The 17,176-nt window shown below is 36.5% G+C and carries 16 protein-coding genes and 1 pseudogene; 16 read left to right on the top strand and 1 reads right to left on the bottom strand.

The features are described from left to right. Positions 1-2 precede the first annotated feature (2 nt). The 3 genes from AB3Y88_RS01630 (at position 3) to AB3Y88_RS01620 (ending at position 2,691) form a co-directional block, all read left to right on the top strand. Positions 3-1,109: a citrate/2-methylcitrate synthase gene (locus AB3Y88_RS01630; protein ID WP_056962060.1), complete on the top strand. Its 1,107-nt coding sequence runs from the start codon at positions 3-5 to the stop codon at positions 1,107-1,109. Beyond that, positions 1,110-2,387 carry an NADP-dependent isocitrate dehydrogenase gene (icd, locus tag AB3Y88_RS01625; protein ID WP_228888959.1) on the top strand — a complete coding sequence of 426 codons (1,278 nt, stop codon included), beginning with the start codon at positions 1,110-1,112 and terminating at the stop codon, positions 2,385-2,387. It abuts the gene before it with no gap. A gap of 160 nt (positions 2,388-2,547) precedes the next feature. After that, complete coding sequence (locus tag AB3Y88_RS01620) at positions 2,548-2,691, top strand: hypothetical protein (RefSeq protein WP_228888961.1); 144 nt, start codon at positions 2,548-2,550, stop codon at positions 2,689-2,691. Positions 2,692-2,886: 195 nt separating this feature from the next. Here the strand turns inward: AB3Y88_RS01620 and AB3Y88_RS01615 are convergent, their stop codons facing one another. Further along, positions 2,887-3,447, bottom strand: coding sequence for a sigma factor (locus tag AB3Y88_RS01615; protein WP_228888964.1), 561 nt, complete (start codon positions 3,445-3,447; stop codon positions 2,887-2,889). Positions 3,448-3,656: 209 nt separating this feature from the next. Here AB3Y88_RS01615 and AB3Y88_RS01610 point away from each other — a divergent pair, with 209 nt between their 5' ends. From AB3Y88_RS01610 to AB3Y88_RS01550, 13 genes and pseudogenes are all read left to right on the top strand, one after another. Then, entirely contained in the window at positions 3,657-4,424 is a 768-nt protein-coding gene (locus AB3Y88_RS01610) for a hypothetical protein (protein WP_228888966.1), read from the top strand. 557 nt (positions 4,425-4,981) lie between these two features. Next, positions 4,982-5,653, top strand: a complete 672-nt coding sequence (locus AB3Y88_RS01605; RefSeq protein WP_228888969.1) for a sugar transferase — start codon at positions 4,982-4,984, stop codon at positions 5,651-5,653. A 17-nt stretch (positions 5,654-5,670) separates the two neighbouring features. Then, a complete protein-coding gene (gene rfbA, locus AB3Y88_RS01600) occupies positions 5,671-6,558 on the top strand; it encodes a glucose-1-phosphate thymidylyltransferase RfbA (protein WP_228888972.1) in 888 nt (295 codons plus the stop codon). Next, positions 6,555-7,124, top strand: coding sequence for a dTDP-4-dehydrorhamnose 3,5-epimerase (gene rfbC / locus AB3Y88_RS01595; RefSeq protein WP_228888974.1), 570 nt, complete (start codon positions 6,555-6,557; stop codon positions 7,122-7,124). Before rfbA ends, rfbC begins: the two co-directional genes overlap by 4 nt. A gap of 1 nt (position 7,125) precedes the next feature. Then, complete coding sequence (rfbB, locus tag AB3Y88_RS01590; RefSeq protein ID WP_228888976.1) at positions 7,126-8,109, top strand: dTDP-glucose 4,6-dehydratase; 984 nt, start codon at positions 7,126-7,128, stop codon at positions 8,107-8,109. Between the two features lie 45 nt (positions 8,110-8,154). After that, the gene (gene cps2T, locus AB3Y88_RS01585; protein WP_367293356.1) at positions 8,155-9,267 is read left to right on the top strand and encodes a beta 1-4 rhamnosyltransferase Cps2T; all 1,113 of its coding nucleotides are present in this window, start codon (positions 8,155-8,157) and stop codon (positions 9,265-9,267) included. Between the two features lie 88 nt (positions 9,268-9,355). Then, positions 9,356-10,569, top strand: a pseudogene (gene istA, locus AB3Y88_RS01580) (IS21 family transposase). Continuing rightward, on the top strand, positions 10,556-11,386 hold the full coding sequence (gene istB, locus AB3Y88_RS01575; protein ID WP_313819558.1) for an IS21-like element helper ATPase IstB: 831 nt from the start codon (positions 10,556-10,558) through the stop codon (positions 11,384-11,386). The pseudogene istA and the gene istB overlap by 14 nt, the downstream one beginning before the upstream one ends. Positions 11,387-11,543: 157 nt before the next feature. Next, positions 11,544-12,530, top strand: coding sequence for a DUF6625 family protein (locus AB3Y88_RS01570; RefSeq protein WP_228888980.1), 987 nt, complete (start codon positions 11,544-11,546; stop codon positions 12,528-12,530). Between the two features lie 15 nt (positions 12,531-12,545). Next, entirely contained in the window at positions 12,546-13,988 is a 1,443-nt protein-coding gene (locus tag AB3Y88_RS01565; protein WP_228888983.1) for a flippase, read from the top strand. Positions 13,989-13,998: 10 nt separating this feature from the next. Then, positions 13,999-15,144, top strand: coding sequence for a glycosyltransferase family 4 protein (locus tag AB3Y88_RS01560; RefSeq protein ID WP_228888986.1), 1,146 nt, complete (start codon positions 13,999-14,001; stop codon positions 15,142-15,144). 19 nt (positions 15,145-15,163) lie between these two features. Continuing rightward, the gene (locus AB3Y88_RS01555) at positions 15,164-16,156 is read left to right on the top strand and encodes a glycosyltransferase family 2 protein (protein WP_228888988.1); all 993 of its coding nucleotides are present in this window, start codon (positions 15,164-15,166) and stop codon (positions 16,154-16,156) included. Then, positions 16,153-17,157 carry a glycosyltransferase family 2 protein gene (locus AB3Y88_RS01550; RefSeq protein WP_228888991.1) on the top strand — a complete coding sequence of 335 codons (1,005 nt, stop codon included), beginning with the start codon at positions 16,153-16,155 and terminating at the stop codon, positions 17,155-17,157. Before AB3Y88_RS01555 ends, AB3Y88_RS01550 begins: the two co-directional genes overlap by 4 nt. Positions 17,158-17,176 lie beyond the last annotated feature (19 nt).

Raw genomic sequence — 17,176 nt, 5'->3', positions numbered from 1 at the left:
AGATGGAATGTCCAAGAGGTTTAGCAGGAGTTGTCGTTGATCAGACTAAGATCAGTTCGACTGCTGGGGCACACCTGACCTATGCAGGGTACCCAATTGAAGAATTGGCACATGCTTCATTTGAAGAGGTGGTCTTTTTACTATGGCACACGCGCTTGCCAAGCGAAAATGAAATCGCAGTTTTTCGGCATCAGCTGGTCTCACAAATGGTGCTGCCGGCAGAAACAGTCAGATTGCTGTTGTATGTGGCAAAAGAACCGCAGCACCCGATGAGTATTTTACGGACAACGACGTCCTTATTAGGAACAACGAACGACGTTGACCATGACGAACCGCCGAAGATTTTAGCCAAAATGCTGATCACGGTGGCAGCGATTATCCGAATCCGCGCAAATGAACCGCTGCTGGAGGTAGATCCGCATTTGGGTGTGGTTGAGAACTTTCTTTATCTGATGACTGGTAAGCGACCCAGCAAGGAACTTGCGCGAATGTTTTCAACGGTGATGATCTTGCACGCCGACCATGAATTCAATGCTTCCACCTTTACTGCACGGGTCGTGGCCTCCACCTTTGCTGATTATTATTCGTGTTTGACTGCTGCCGTCTGTGCTTTAAAAGGACCATTGCACGGCGGTGCCAACGAACGAGTCTTTGAGATGCTGTTGGAGATTAAGGAACAGGGCTTGGATCCGCGTGAATTTGTAGAAGATCAGGTGAAGCAAAAACGAAAGATTATGGGCTTTGGTCATCGAATCTATAAGAACGGCGACCCGCGTGCTGCAATTTTAAAACAAATTGCCGGTAAACTGGCGGCAAAAACAGGCAATTCTGAATATTTTGAGATTCAACGGCAGTTGGCTGACTATATGCTGCAGCGCTTTAACCTGCACCCGAATGTCGATTATTATACTTCACTGATTTATCATTGCCTTGGATTGGACAAGGAAGTCTTTACCATGCTCTTTGCGGCGTGTCGGACAGTCGGCTGGCTGGCACATGTAATGGAACAGCGCAACGAGAATTGTTTGATCCGTCCAAATTCCGAATATGTGGGTCCGACAGACAGACATTATTTGGGGGAACAAATTCAGAAAAGGGGGCATGCTTAGATGAATAAACCAGAGAAATTAAGCGTTGCTGCTGGACAGCTGCAAGTTCCGGCAGTTCCGATTATTCCTTTTATTGCTGGAGACGGGATTGGTCCGGAGATCTGGCAGGCGGCACGGCAGGTTTTTGATGCAGCTGTCAAGCGAGTCTATGGCAATGAGCGGCGCGTAGAATGGAAGCAGGAATTAGCAGGGCAGGTAGCGTATGAACAGACTGGCAGTTGGCTGCCGGCTGAGACTTTGCAGGCATTACGCACTTATTTGGTAGCTATTAAAGGTCCGCTGACGACTCCAGTCGGCGAGGGGCATCGGTCAATTAATGTGACGCTGCGCCAGCAATTGGATCTGTTTGCCTGTGTGCGGCCAGTACGTTATTTCGCTGGAACACCGTCACCAGTTAAACATCCAGAACGTGTCGACATCACGGTTTTTCGTGAAAATACAGAAGATATTTATGCTGGAATTGATTTTGCAGCACACACGTCTGGAGCACAAGCACTCTTGACGCTCTTGCAGGCACAGCAGCAAGCTGACAAAGTCCGTTTCCCTCAAACTGCAGCGTTTGCGCTCAAACCGATCTCAAGTGAAGGTTCTAAAAGAATTGTGACCGCAGCACTCGAATACGCACTTGCTCAGGGCAAGCAGACGGTTACCCTAGTACATAAGGGAAACATCATGAAAAAAACCGAGGGTGGTTTCAAGCAGTGGGGTTATGAGGCAGCCGCAGCTTTTGGAGAACAGGTCTTTACCACACCAGAATACGAGCAGATTCGGCAACAGCATGGGACAGCTGCCGCACAAGCCGCACAGCAAGAAGCCGTGCGAGCAGGAAAGGTGATTGTCAACGACATTATCGCCGACAATTTCTTTCAACAGGCACTCTTGCAGCCCGAGAAATTCTCAGTGGTGGTGACCACGAACTTGAACGGTGATTATATTTCCGATGCTCTGGCAGCACAAGTTGGCGGTATTGGGATCTCACCGGGAGCTAACATTAATTATCAGACCAAGCGGGCCTTATTTGAGGCAACGCATGGGACTGCACCGCAATTTGCCGGGCAAAACAAACTGAATCCGACTTCGCTGATCTTGTCAGGTGCCATGCTCTTTGAGTATTTGGGGTGGACGCCTGTTGCAGAATTGTTGCGCAGCAGCATTGGACAAGCCATTGCACAGCAGCATGTGACAATGGACTTTGCCCGCGCACTGCCAGCAGCAGTCGAGTTGTCGACCAGCGGTTTTGCAGCTTATTTGACAGAATTAATTGCACAAAGTAAATAAATTTGATTAAGTCGGAGGGCCTGCTGACAATGCAGCTGCTGTTTAGGGTGGTGTGTTGTTAGGAGGCTTTTTGTGCGGTTTTAAAATAAGAAAATTAAAAGTGACACTTTGTAAGTGTAGTAAAAATCACCGGAAAACGGTTAGTGGACTGTCAAAGAGAGTGGCTGAAAGTTTAACGCATAACCAAATCACGTTTGATCAAGCTGCTGCTTTTTTGAAATATGCAGATCCAGCTTTAGCAAAAAGTTACTTAAAGAAACGTGCACGTCAGGCTGCAAGGCAATTAGGTGAGAATGATGAATGAACGGACTGACAAAATCTTCATTGACACTGCTAGGCGGTTGCCTGTTAAATGATGAAGGTCAAAACTAGTGAAGCTATTATAAGAATTACCCCATAAGCAATAGTTAATTCAACTAATGATTATGGGGTATTAAAATCTTCTTTTTTTGTAAATTTATTTGTGTCTACTTAAAAAAGCTAATTAATAAATGAACTGTCAGTCTAAGATCCGGCGCGCCTTTTCGTGCACATCGCTGCGCCAATTATAGACTGTCTGGCGCGAGACGTGCTCTTGCTTGGCAAAGTCGCTGATCTTTTGTCCCAGCAGACGGCTGTTGAGATAGCGTTGTTCATGTGCCAAGCAAATACTCCATAATTCTTGAAAAAAAGCGGCGGCGGTTAAGTCGGCGGCAAAAGCTAAACCGTTGGGGTCGCTGACCTCAATTCCAGTAAGATGCTCAAAGTCTTGCTTGATTGTGACCAATGGCTCGCACGGTGGATGATACAGCTGCTGATGGCGCAGCAGATCCAGCAAACGCCAGCGAATCGTGCGAAAGGCGAACTTGCCAAAGGCAGCTGGGACTTCTTGGCTGGAATGCAATTGGCAAAAGCGTTTGTAAGCTTCGACAAAAAGCAGACAGCCTTCTTGCAGCAAGTCTTCATAATCACTGCGAGCCGGTGAGATATGCAGCGACTTGAGCACACCATGGATTAGGCGCATGTTCTGATTTGCCAGCAGGAGGGTAAAAGCCTCTTCAGTTATCTGATTTTGGTTCATCGAATCACTCCAATTGTTTTTGAATTGTGATTCAAGGCCTTGAACTTCTTTAGCATAAACTAATTAGCAGATTAATTAAGTATAGAGTAAAAATTAATTCATATAGAGATAAAAAATTAGTATAAATAACAAACTTAAAATGGTACAATCAAAGTGCACCAATAGGAGTGCTAACAATTCACAGCTATCCCTAGAGGGGGATAACTGAATTGGGAAAAAAATTCCTAAATATCTTCAAAATTCATAGCGAGCGGTATGCAGAACTAATCAAGCAGGCGGAGTTCGACGATGAGGCAGTCATCAATGCCCATACAACACTCTTGGTAATGGATTGCCAGTCTTTTCCGGAGTTGAACTGCAAGTCATTCTTATTAGATCAATACCGCGGCATTATTAAGACCAATAAGGAGACCCGGAAGCTGATCAATCAGTTTGTTGCTCAGCGGCCGCTTTCTTTTTGGGGGATGCGAATCTTTTCTGCTTGCACTGCTCATCAAGGGGCACTATCTTATGTTTTTGGCAACACAATCTTAATACCTTTGACCGGCGCCACTCAGCATTCGACGCACTGGCTGATGCTCAACAAAGTCAAGAGCAGCTCGTTCAACCATGAAAGACGAACCATGAATGTATGGTTCTCGACCTTGGAACAAAAGCTTTTGCACGTTGAGATTGCAGTCAAAAAGGCGGTTGTCCATCAGCACATTGTTCAGGCCATGAAGACCCATATCACGCAAAGACGGCTGCTTGACGCTTTAATGCGCGATTTCAACGTCAGCGAAGCAGCAGGTCAGCTGCAGTATCTGGCAGAGCATTTTGATGAAGAGACCGACTACGTCACGCTGAAGAATTACACTGCCGCATGGAAAGAAGAGATTGTAACTGCGACGCTCAAAGAAATACTCGGAGCCGAGGTAACACCAGCGTTAACGCAGCAGTATCTGCGGGCGCTCCGTAAAAAATGGGAAAGGTTATAGATTACAGCGAGTCCGCAGCACGACAAGAACAAACTAGCGCTATTCATTGAGTCACTACAGGAGGAAGTTCTTGGATTGGTATTATTGGCAAACAAATAAAAAAATATGGATACTGTGAAGAGGTTTTAAAGGTATCTCCTACGGTGCACGTAAGAAACAGTGAAATAATTGACACTGTTTCGAAAAATAACGAAAATATGGCTCCAGCAGCACTGACAATCAAAGTCAGCGTTTCTGGGGCTTTTTATGTGGTTTAAAGGTAATTAAATACCAGTTTAAGATATCAAATGATATGTGCAAAATAGTTTGTAAACAAATCTTTACAAAAAAAGTTTTGCAGAAAACGTTTGCTTGTTTTACAATAACTAGGTGTTAATGTTTAAGAAATTGTTAATTTATTCACTTTTTAGTTAACTTCCATGATTTTTTTAAAAAAAGGTAGCTAAAACTATAAGGTTACATTTGTTAATTTATATTTCTTTAAATTCGTAGCTGTGTATAATAGACGTATAACTGAATGTTAAGAATTTATTAAGTAAGCTAGGGGAGATTGTTCCATGGAAAATTTCGAGGGGGAGCACGGACATTTAATTCAGCTCGACAAGACTGAGATTGATCATCGCTATGTTTATCGAGTTACCAAGCGGATGGCAGATATTCTTTTCAGTGTGGGAGGAATTATCGTTTTGTCACCGCTTTTTGTGTTACTTGCAGTTGCTATTAAGCTTGAAGAACCAAGTGGAACGATTCTCTACAAGCAGGAACGCTTAGGCCGCAGAGGTCGAAAGTTTTTGATTTATAAATTCCGCTCGATGTGCATGGATGCAGACCAAAAATTAGCGCAGTTGAAAAAATATAATGAAGTGGGCGGTGCGATGTTTAAGATGAAGCATGATCCACGAGTTACGCGGGTGGGTCGTTTAATTCGCAAGTTCAGTCTTGATGAACTGCCCCAGCTCTTTAATGTTTTACGCGGAGAGATGAGTCTTGTCGGGCCGCGTCCGCCGCTGCCGCACGAAGTTGAGCAATACAGTGAGTATGACAAACAGAGATTATACGTTATCCCGGGGTGTACTGGTTTATGGCAGGTCAGTGCACGCAACGAAGTCGGCTTCGAGGAAATGGTCGAGTTAGATCTGAAATATATTCAAAAAAGCAATTTATTATATGATTTTACTTTAATTTTAAAAACAGTAAAAATAATGGTGCTCCCTAATGGGGCATATTAAGAAAGTGAGTGTTTTGTGTGAAAGGAATTGTTTTGGCAGGTGGAAGTGGCACAAGACTTTACCCGATTACGCGTGGAATCTCCAAACAATTGATCCCAGTATACGATAAACCAATGATTTATTATCCAATCTCAACTTTGATGCTGGCAGGTGTTAAAGATATTTTGGTAATTTCAACCCCACGTGATATTCAACATTTCGAAGATTTATTGGGTGATGGATCCGATCTGGGAATTAATTTTTCATATGCAGTTCAAAAGCAGCCAAATGGATTGGCAGAAGCCTTTATTGTGGGTAAAGAATTTATTGGTTCTGATTCAGTTTGCTTAATTCTGGGGGATAACATCTATTATGGCAGCGGAATATCTAAGTTGTTGCAGCAGGCTGCGGCTAAAAAAAATGGTGCAACTGTCTTTGGATATCATGTCAATGATCCAGAAAGATTCGGAGTCGTTGATTTTGATAACAAAATGCATGCACTCTCGATTGAAGAAAAGCCATCGCAACCTAAGAGCAATTATGCAGTAACAGGTTTGTACTTCTACGATAATCAAGTGGTTCAAATTGCGGAAGACTTGGAACCTTCACCGCGTGGTGAATTAGAGATTACGGATGTGAATAAAGTGTACTTGAAGCGAAATCAATTAGACGTGAAGCTGATGGGGCGCGGTTATGCTTGGCTTGATACCGGGACCCATGATTCTATGCTGGAAGCTGGAAGCTTCATTGCGACAATTGAGAAACGTCAGAGCTTGAAGGTAGCTTGTTTGGAAGAGATTGCTTACCGGATGGGATATATTGATGCAACACATTTGGAGCAATTGGCACAACCAATGAAGAAGAACGATTATGGACAATATTTGCTACGGTTGTTGGCGAACGAAAAGGGAGAAAAGATCGGATGAAGGTTATTAAAACAAAGTTGCAAGACGTTAAATTAGTAGAAACTGATGTGTTTGGAGATCATCGCGGCTTCTTCACTGAGACCTATACTAAGAACAAATTTCAAGAAGCAGGAATTGACATTAACTTCACACAAGATAACCAGTCACTTTCAGTTGAACCAGGTGTTTTACGTGGAATGCACTATCAATTGGCACCTTATGCACAGACTAAGTTACTGCGAGCTGTGACTGGTGTAATCTATGATGTTTTGGTGGATATTCGTAAGGGATCTCCTACATATGGAAAATGGGAAGGTTATCTTTTAAGTGAGTATAATCATCGGCAATTATTGGTTCCAAAGGGCTTCGCACATGGCTTTGTAACGCTAACTCCGAATGTCAATGTTGCCTATAAGGTGGATGGATATTATGCTCCAGAAGCTGACGGTGGAATTGCTTATGATGATCCTGAGATTGGCATTGAATGGCCAATGCCACTTGACCATCTAATTCTTTCAGACAAGGATAAGAAGCATCCATACTTGAAAGACGCCAAGCTTAATTTCGTCTACGAGGAGGGAAATTAGGATGAATCTTTTAGTCACTGGTGGAGCAGGTTTTATCGGTAGTAATTTTATTCATTACATGTTGCAAAAATATCCTGCCTATAAGATTGTCAACTTGGATTTGTTAACTTACGCAGGTAATTTGCACAACCTTGATGATATTAAAGATAATCAGCAGTACACGTTTGTGCAGGGTAATATTACTAATTGGGAATTGGTGACGCATCTAGTGGAAGAGTATCACCTAGACACCATTGTTAATTTTGCTGCTGAGAGTCATGTTGATCGTTCGATTCTTCATCCAGAAATCTTTGTAGAGACTAATGTACAAGGGACCCTAGCTTTGTTAGATGTAGCCAAACGGTGTAATTTAAAGAAATATCTACAAGTATCAACTGATGAAGTGTATGGAACGCTAGGAGCAGAGGGTTACTTTAAGGAAACAACACCTTTGGCACCGAATTCACCATATTCAGCAAGCAAAGCCTCTGCCGATCTTTTAGTGCGAGCGTATTACGAAACTTATGGATTGAATGTTAATATTACTCGTTGCTCGAATAATTATGGTCCTTATCAATTTCCTGAAAAGTTAATTCCATTAATGACATCTAATGGGATGGATGGCAAAAAATTGCCGATTTACGGCGATGGTAAAAACATTCGTGATTGGCTGCATGTTTCAGATCATTGTCAAGCAATTGATCTTGTATTGCATAATGGCAAGAAGGGTGAGGTTTATAATGTCGGTGGGCACAATGAACGTACTAATAACGAGATTGTACATCTGATTGTAAACAAACTTGGTTTAGGCGAAGATGCAATCGAATATGTGCAGGATCGACTTGGACATGATAGAAGGTATGCTATAGACCCGACTAAAATTGAAACTGAGCTAGGGTGGAAACCCAAGTACACATTCGAGGTTGGAATTCAGGAAACGGTTGAGTGGTATTTGAATAATGAAAAATGGTGGAGACCTTTAAAAGAGAACACTATTCTCAGATGAGTATTTGTCTGTAGAAGATAAAAAATAGAATTGGTGGGTTTTAAAGTGAAAGACGTATTTATAGTTGGTTCAAAGGGAATTCCTGCTAAATATGGGGGGTTCGAAACATTTGTAGATAATTTAGTTACACGCCAAGTAAATAGCAAAATTAAGTATCATGTTTCTTGCCTAACTTTTGACAAGAAAGTTAAGAGCTACGAATATAATGGTGCGGAGTGCCAAGAAATTTATGTTCCTAATATTGGGGGAGCAAAAGCAATACTTTATGATTTGCGGTCTTTAAGATGGTCATTGTCAGAAATAAAAAAGAGAAATTTAAATAATGGTATTATTTACATATTGGCTTGTCGAGTAGGACCGTTCATACATAAGTATGTTAGTGAATTTCATAAATATGGATTTCAAGTTTTTGTTAATCCTGATGGACATGAATGGAAAAGGGCTAAATGGTCGTTGCCTGTTAGAAAATATTGGAAGTTTTCAGAGAAGTTAATGGTTAAAAATGCAGACTTGCTAATTTGTGATAGTAAAGCAATTGAAAAGTATATACGTAATGATTATTCAATATATAATCCTAAAACAACATTTATTGCCTATGGTGCAGACTTGAGTCCATCAAATTTATATAATAATGATAAAAAAGTGATGAAATGGTTTGATGCATATAAATTAAAACAAGGTAATTATTTTTTGATGGTTGGAAGATTTGTTCCTGAAAATAATTTTGAAATAATAATAAAAGAATTCATTAAATCAAGTACCAAAAAAAAATTAGTTATTGTAACGAATGTTGAGAAAAATAAATATTATAAAAAACTAAAAGAAAATACTTTTTTTTATAAAGACAACAGAATAAAATTTGTAGGAACGGTATACGATAAGCAGTTATTGAAATTCATTAGGGAGCATGCTTTCGGCTATATTCATGGACATTCAGTTGGAGGAACAAATCCATCATTGCTTGAGGCTTTGAGCAGTACTAAATTGAATTTACTATATAATATTAACTTTAATGAAGAAGTTGGCAAGAATGGTGCTTTATACTGGAATAAAGAAAAAGATAATTTAATGAATTTATTAAATAGATGTGATTGTATGTCAATGAATGAATTAAAAGATATTGAAGTGAAGGCTAAAAAATGTCAGCAACGGTTGTAAAATGTTGGAAAATACCGATTAGAAAATGTCGGTTTTCCAACATTTTTTTACGGTAAAATAAACGCATCTCAAATTTGGAGGAACTGAAATGCGTTTAGATGTTGAGCAGTGTGTCCAGCAATATATTATGAACAAAATAAAGCCCAACTTCGCTGAAATTGGTCGGCGATACGGTGTTGATCCACGAACGGTAAAAAGATACTACAATTTAGGGCTTACGCCCCCAGATGAGCAGCCACAACCCTTACGGCGGCCGAGTAAACTTGACGATTATCGAAAAACGATTGAAGAAAAGGTTCTAGAAGGCTGTTCGGCAACGGCAATTTATTACTTTATCAAAGAACGTGGCTATCAAGGAAAGCAAAGTATTCTCAGAGACTATTGTCGAACCATCAGAAAAGCCGCAACGAAAAAAGCCACTATCCGGATTGAAACCTCGCCAGGGATTTCAGCCCAGGTTGATTGGAAAGAAGATTTAACGTTGGTTTCTCGGCATGGAGAGATTGTCAAAGGCAACATCTTCTTATATGTTTTAGGGTACTCGCGAATGAAATACATGCAATTTACCTTCAGTCGCAGCCAAATTACCTTTTTTGATTGCTTAACTAATGCCTTTTGGGCAACCGGGGTGTGCCGAAAGAAATCTGGTTTGACAACCAAAAGGTTGTCGTCGATCATCATAAAAGTAATTTTGGTAAGCCGGTATTTAATGAAACCTTCGTTGAATACGCTAAGGACGCTGGTTTCAAGCCAATTGCTTGTCGACCGTTTCGGCCACAAACCAAAGGAAAGGTTGAGGCGCTGGCCAGAACTACTCAGCGAATCAAAGTTTACAACCATGAGTTTGAAGAGCCGCTAGACTTAGCCGAGATCGTCCATTTGACGTGTGATCAGCTGAATCATGAGAAGTCTCAGGCGACTCAAATTCCGCCTTATTTATTGCTTGATAAAGAAAAAGAGTATCTCCAGGATTTTGATCACGACTTACTCGATGCCTATGCCAGCCAAACCATCGCAAGGAAAGTTAGCAAGGAATCAATGATTGTCTTTCAAAATCGGAAATACTCCGTCCCCATAAGATATATTGACGAAACCGTACAAATTAAACACGATGACAATACTCTATACATTTATTATAACGGAGAATTAATTCGTTCTCACCCTATTTCACTGAAAAGATTTACTTACCTTCGCGATGACATGGAAGAGATTGTCCGATCAGACCTTTATAAGAATCGTGATGACCGAGTCATTGATGATTACGTCGACCGAAACCTGAAGATGTTTGATGAAATGGAGTGAGAAAATGGCCAATTACCAAGCTTTATACACCAACCTTAGACAATTAAAGTTAGATCGTTTCGCCGAACATTTAGGCTACCTATTGGATCATCAAGATGAAGCACCCAAGTCCTTGAGTGATGCCTTATTCGAATTGACAACGGCTGAGCTTAAATACCGGGAACAAAAAAAGATTAATTTGAGAATTAAACTAGCCCGCTTTCCATATGAAAAAACGTTAGCTGACTTTGACTTTAGTTATCAACCGGGAATTAACCAAGGGATAATTGAGGACTTGGGATCACTAAGATTCACCCAAGAGAATCAAAACGTTTTGTTTATCGGCACCTCCGGTGTCGGTAAAACTCACCTAGCCACCGCCATTGGAATTGAAGGGTGTAAACAAGGAATTTCAACGCAGTTTATTCGATGTAGCGACCTCATCAACAAGCTTCAAACAGCACAAGTTCAAGGCCGGAGCGAAGAAGTGCTACGCCGGTATGCCCGTTTTCAAATTCTAATCATTGATGAGATTGGTTATCTTCCAATTGAGTCAGTGGGCGCTAAGCTGTTTTTTCAGTTAATTGAAAGACGATACGAACGGAAATCAACCATTATCACCACTAATATTCCGCTTTCTAAGTGGGGAAACACCTTTTCAGATAAGATGTTAGCTAACGCCATTTTAGATCGCTTGGTTCATCACGCTAAAGTTATCCGAATCACTGGTCGATCATATCGAATGAAAGATCATTTAATTGAAAAGAAGGATAATTCCGGACCTGATTTATCAGGTTTCAACGCACAAAATAAAGAAAGGAGCAGTGAGACACTGTAAACTTTATCGGTAAAAAACAGCATTTTTTAATCGGCAAAAAACTACATTTTCACATCGGCGTTGACAAAAAAACGAATAGTTAAAGTTTATTCTTGGGAATTGATTGTAGAAAAGTACGAAAAATTATACGTAATAAGGTGAAAGGACATGGAACTATATGAAAAAATGTTGTTTTTTAGTTCCGTATTTTGGAAAATTACCTAATTATTTTCCTGTTTTTTTAAAAACATGTGCCTATAATAAAGATTTTAATTGGATAATTTTTACTGATGATGTACGTGAATTTGATTTTCCGGATAATGTTGAAAGGAAGATAATGAGTTTTAAAGATCTACAAATTTTAATAAGAAGTAAATTTGTAGAGGAGGTTTCAATAGAATCTCCATATAAACTTTGTGATTATAAACCTGCATTTGGTTATATATTTGAAAATTACATTACTGATTTTTATTTTTGGGGACACTGTGATTTAGATGTTCTTTTTGGAAATATAAAAGATTTCATAACAGAATTAATGTTTCAAAACTATGATAAGATATTTTGCTTAGGACATTTGGTTTTGTATAAAAATAATTACAGTAATAATAGAAGATTTATGAATCCGATTAACTCAGAATTTTGGTATAAAGAAGCTCTTGGTACTAAAGACATATTTGTTTTTGATGAACCATACGGAGATGAAAGAAATATCAATACTATCTTTTTGAAGGAAAAATTAAAAGTTTATAGCAGAGACCTTTCGTTGAATTTTAAAGTTAACTATACTAGGTTTGTAAAAACAACATATACTGGAAATGAAAAATTCGTTTCAGAAAAAAAGATTAACGCAAGGAATAGGCTATGTATATGGGATTGTGGAAAAATTTTCAGATTACAAAAATCCAAAAAAGGGATTATAAAAAAAGAATATCTGTATATACATCTCCAAGAAAGGCATATGAGATGGAATAAAAGAGTTCTTAAAATTAACTTTTTTAAAATAGTTCCTAACGCAATTTCTCCAGTCTTTTTTAAAAACGTAACTAAAAAAAATTACAATTTTATTTTAAAAAGATCCCTTAATTTACATTTTTTTCGCCAACAAAGTAAGTATTTAAAATGGCACATAAAAAATGCATTAAAAAAATATGCATGTTTTAGTTGAGGTGAAAAACAATTTATGCATTCCAAAAGTTTGAAAATTAATTATATATATAATTTATTGTATCAATTTTTAGCGATTGCAGTTCCTTTATTAACTACGCCATATGTATCTAGAGTCTTAGGTGCTAGAAATGTAGGATTATATAACTACACTTTAGGAATTGTATATTATTTTGGAATATTTGCTGTAACTGGTACTGCGACTTATGGTCAACGTGAAGTTGCAACACGTCAAAATGACAAGAAAGAAAGAAGTAGGATTTTTTGGGAAGTATTTATATTTAGATTTTTTTGTGTGACTATTGTGTTTTTGATTTATACGTTTTTTTTGAATAATTTTATGTTGCAATACAAACTTCTTTTTTTAGTTAATATATTTACAATTTTTTCTTGGCTTGTCGACGTTAGTTGGTATTTTCAAGGTGTTGAAAATTTTAAAGTGACAGCTATTAGGAACAGCATGGTTAAGCTAGTGGCTACAGTTTTAATCTTTACTTTTATAAAAAATCCAACAGATCTTTGGCTGTATACTCTGATATATGCTTTATCAAATTTTGCAGGAAACTTAACAATGATTCCACAACTTTTTTCGGAGGTTATGATAGTAAAAATTAGTTTTAGAAGCATAATGGCAAATTTTAGAGGCATTATGGAATTGTTTATTCCGGTTGTAGCGATTCAACTTTATACTGTTTTAAATAAGATAATGTTAGGTTCTATGAGTAGCGCTACACAAGTTGGTTACTATTCTCAAGCAAATCAGATTATAAATGTATCAATAACAGTCATTTATGCGTTTGTTGCAGTATTGACACCCAGAATTGCTTTCTTGTATAAGGAAGGTAATATGGATGAGGTGAAAAGATATATAAGGCAAGCATTTGAAAATGTATACATGCTTAGTGTACCAATGTTCTTTGGAAGCATATGCATTGCTGATTTATTTGTACCAATATTTTTCGGAAGTGGCTACAAACCTGTTATATATTTAATATACATAATGAGTTTTCTTTTCGTTATAATTGGATTAGGACAACTTTTGGGAACTTTTTTAATTGCAACGAACAGACAAAACAATTATACAGTAGCTGTGTCAATGGCTGCTTTAATAAATTTAATATTAAATTTTATTTTATTGAGTTTAGGGATGAAAGCTGTAGGAGTTTCGATTGCAACATTAGTTGCTGAATTAATTGCTACGTTGATTCAAGTCTATGCGTTGAAAGATTTAATTAATTTCAAAATATTAAATAATAATTTATATAAATATATAGTGTCTTCTATATTGATGTGTCTAGCAATTATTTTTGTAAGAATGATTTTTGTGCCAGAATTAATTGCGTTATTAGCTTCTTTATTTATTGCCATAGTTTGTTATTTTTCTACTTTAATAATATTAAGAGATAGCATCTTTTATCCGAGCTTTAAAAAGATAATAAATAAAATTAAAAAACAGTAGAGGTTTAGGAATGAAAAAAATGGCGTTCGTTGATTTAACAGATTTTGTGAGCTGGCCCATGGGTGGTATGTTAGAGTATGAAAAAAATATACTTCCATATTTATCACAAAAATATGATATAGATTTGTGGGGTGTATCTGTTAATGGCAAAAATAATGGTGAAGTCACTATTAAGGGCAAAACCTATAAGAAATATGTTTGGGCAAATGTAAAAACTGGCACAAGAATAATTCCTAATTACTTTCGAGGATTATTCTTAGGATTGAGAAAAAAGAAAGACTTCGAAGATTATGATATTGTTTACGCACACACTGGAAGCTGCATTGTTGCATTATCTAGATTAATTGATAAGGAAAAAACAAAATTAATTTATCATCAGCATGGTTTAATGTATAAAGTTGATTTTTCACTTAAAACTTCCATTCAGAAGCCTTTCATGACAAAAGCACAAAAAATTTCTGATATTACTTTTGTTGTATCAGATCCTTCTTCGGTAGTTAAGCAAATGGAGTATTTAAAAAATGAGGAAGAAAATAGACTTATTAGTATTGGTAGTCCTGTGGAACTAGACAAATTTAATGAGACGAAAATTAAAGAAAAAATTAAAGAAAACAAGGATAAGCACATTCAAAATTTTTTATATACTGGAAGGCTAACCCATTTCAAAAATGTGCCAGTCTTAGTTGATGCTTTTTTGTTATATATCAATAATTATGATGAAAAAGCAAACTTAATTATAATTGGGGATGGTCCTGAATATAATCTTATAAAGAATAAACTTAAAGAATTACACATTAAAGACAGAGTTAAATTGTTGGGAGCAGTTCCTCATACACAAGTATATTCCATCTTAGAAAATTGCGACGCATTTGTTATTCCTTCAAAGGGAGAGGGGGTATCAGTTTCGGTTGTTGAAGCAAATGCTGCAGGGCTTCCGGTTGCATGTTTTGCTGTACCAGGTCTTGAATCACAAGTTATTGACAATGCTACTGGTGCCATCTCTTACGAAATGTCAGCTGAGAGTTTATATAAAGCTATGGTAAAAATTGATAAAAATAGATTTTTATTTTCGTTAAATGCTTTAAAAGAATCTAAAAAATATGATTCTGAAAGAATATCTAAAAAAATATATAATAATATTGAGAAGCTGTTCTAGTGAAGATTAGGAGTAATAAATGAATAATTTAATAAGCATAATTGTTCCTATATTTAACGTCCAAGATTACTTGTCTAAGTGTTTAGATAGTCTTGTAAGGCAAACATATAAAAATATTGAAATTATACTTGTAGATGATGGATCCACCGATGCCAGTGGTGATATTTGTAAAAAATTTGCTTCTTTAGATTCAAGAATAAAAATAATAAGTAAAGCAAACCAGGGCTTGTCATCGGCTAGAAACGATGGTATACGAATAGCAACTGGAGAATACATTTTTTTTGTGGATAGTGATGATTATATCGCTCTAGATACAGTTGCATATATGTATGGGTATATGATCAAACATAGAGAAGTAGATATGGCTTTATTCAATTATCGTGACGTTTTCATGAAAGATTCCAAACTTTCTAAAAACATATGTAAAAATCCTATCATAAAAGATGCTATCTGGTCAGAACATGATTTTTGGAATGCTTATTATTTAATTAATAATGTGTTTTGTACTGTGGCTTGGAATAAAATATACAAGAAAAAATTATTTGAAAATTTGAGATATAAAAATGGTATGTTAAATGAAGATGAGCTTATTATTAGAAGTTTAGTTAAAAAATGTAATAAAATTGGTATTACTCATAGAGTTTTTTATTATTACGTTCAAAGAGTTAATAGCATAACTAGGGGGTTAAATAATAAGATACGTAGTGATGCTGTTATCGATGAATTAATTGAAAGAAATAATTATTTTCTAAAAGCAAAAGAGTATTCTCTCGTTGAGAAAAATACACGTTTACTTTTGAAGACTTTGTCTGATAACTATCAAAGTTTAACAAATCAGCAGTCATCAAAAATAAATTTTGGCATGCAATATAGTAAAGCTAAGCAAAATTTAACGAATATTTTTAGAGTGAATATTAATTTAAAAACTCAATTGATGGTTGTTTTGTTTTGTGTGAATATAAGAATGTATACTATAATATATAACTTTATAAAGAGGAGGTTGGTTAATTGAATATTAGCTTTATTATTCCAGTTTTTAATACACCAGAAATTAAACTAGAAAAATGTATTGATTCAATCATGGATAATAAATTAGAAAACAACTCATTTGAGATTATTATTGTAGATGATGGATCAAGACCTTATGTAGGGGCATTATGCAGTAAGTATCAAAGCAAAAACTTTTTATATGTGTATCAAAGCAATCAAGGAGTAAGCGCTGCCAGAAATAAGGGCATTGAAATTGCTAAAGGAAAATATTTATTTTTTGTAGATGCGGATGATACGTTAAGATTAGAAGAATTAAAAGGGAATATAATTAGAAGCAATTACGATATCATAATTTATGATATGGTTGTTAAAAGAAAATCAGATGAAAAAGGTTTATTGTGGACATTGCCCGATGAAGAAGGGAAAATTCGAGTAGAAAAAATTATTTTTTATTTGCTTAAAAGTGATACTTTGAATAGTGTATGTGCAAAATTAATAAGAAAGAGTTTTTTAGTTGAAAATAAGATAAAATTTAACAGAGGTCAAGTCAATGGAGAAGATGAGGATTTTGTTATAAAAGTATTTGAAAACTCACCAAGCACGTTTTATGTAAAACATGCCATTTATAACTATAACTTATCTTATGTATCTAGAACAACGCGATCAACTGAAAAAGCTCAAGTCGTTATGAATGACTTTATAAAAAATTTCATCAAAAAGAAAAAATTAATTTCTTCTATTGAAAGTGTTGCTTGGAATACCAACTTAAGGAAGTATTTAGAGTGCATCATTGAAAATAAGCTTGTCAAGGATTTAACTAATGTTATGTTTGATTTAGCAACGCAAAAAAAATCTTTTATTGGAATTGAAGAACATGAAAAAAAATTTTTTTGTGAATATATATCTTTAGAAAATTTAAATTTTCTAAATAAAATGAGATACTTTATAATACTAAAAAAAAGAACAAATTTTATTATTTTTATTGGGTTTTTGAGGCTGATGTATTTGAAAACTTTTAAATAAAAAGAACGGTGGTCACTAA

The sequence above is a fragment of the Liquorilactobacillus satsumensis genome, from assembly GCF_964065465.1.
GTDB lineage: Bacteria > Bacillota > Bacilli > Lactobacillales > Lactobacillaceae > Liquorilactobacillus > Liquorilactobacillus satsumensis.
Note: the sequence above shows the minus strand (reverse complement) of the source record. Positions and strands in the feature narration are given on the sequence as shown.

Bases quoted from the DNA above. Each gene is read 5' to 3' on its own strand.
- AB3Y88_RS01555 (WP_228888988.1), top strand. From the start codon at position 15,164: ATGAATAATTTAATAAGCATAATTGTTCCTATATTTAACGTCCAAGAT.
- AB3Y88_RS01560 (WP_228888986.1), top strand. From the start codon at position 13,999: ATGAAAAAAATGGCGTTCGTTGATTTAACAGATTTTGTGAGCTGGCCC.
- AB3Y88_RS01630 (WP_056962060.1), top strand. From the start codon at position 3: ATGGAATGTCCAAGAGGTTTAGCAGGAGTTGTCGTTGATCAGACTAAG.
- AB3Y88_RS01570 (WP_228888980.1), top strand. From the start codon at position 11,544: ATGAAAAAATGTTGTTTTTTAGTTCCGTATTTTGGAAAATTACCTAAT.
- AB3Y88_RS01605 (WP_228888969.1), top strand. From the start codon at position 4,982: ATGGAAAATTTCGAGGGGGAGCACGGACATTTAATTCAGCTCGACAAG.
- icd (WP_228888959.1), top strand. From the start codon at position 1,110: ATGAATAAACCAGAGAAATTAAGCGTTGCTGCTGGACAGCTGCAAGTT.
- istB (WP_313819558.1), top strand. From the start codon at position 10,556: ATGAAATGGAGTGAGAAAATGGCCAATTACCAAGCTTTATACACCAAC.
- AB3Y88_RS01615 (WP_228888964.1), bottom strand. From the start codon at position 3,447: ATGAACCAAAATCAGATAACTGAAGAGGCTTTTACCCTCCTGCTGGCA.
- rfbC (WP_228888974.1), top strand. From the start codon at position 6,555: ATGAAGGTTATTAAAACAAAGTTGCAAGACGTTAAATTAGTAGAAACT.
- rfbB (WP_228888976.1), top strand. From the start codon at position 7,126: ATGAATCTTTTAGTCACTGGTGGAGCAGGTTTTATCGGTAGTAATTTT.
- AB3Y88_RS01565 (WP_228888983.1), top strand. From the start codon at position 12,546: ATGCATTCCAAAAGTTTGAAAATTAATTATATATATAATTTATTGTAT.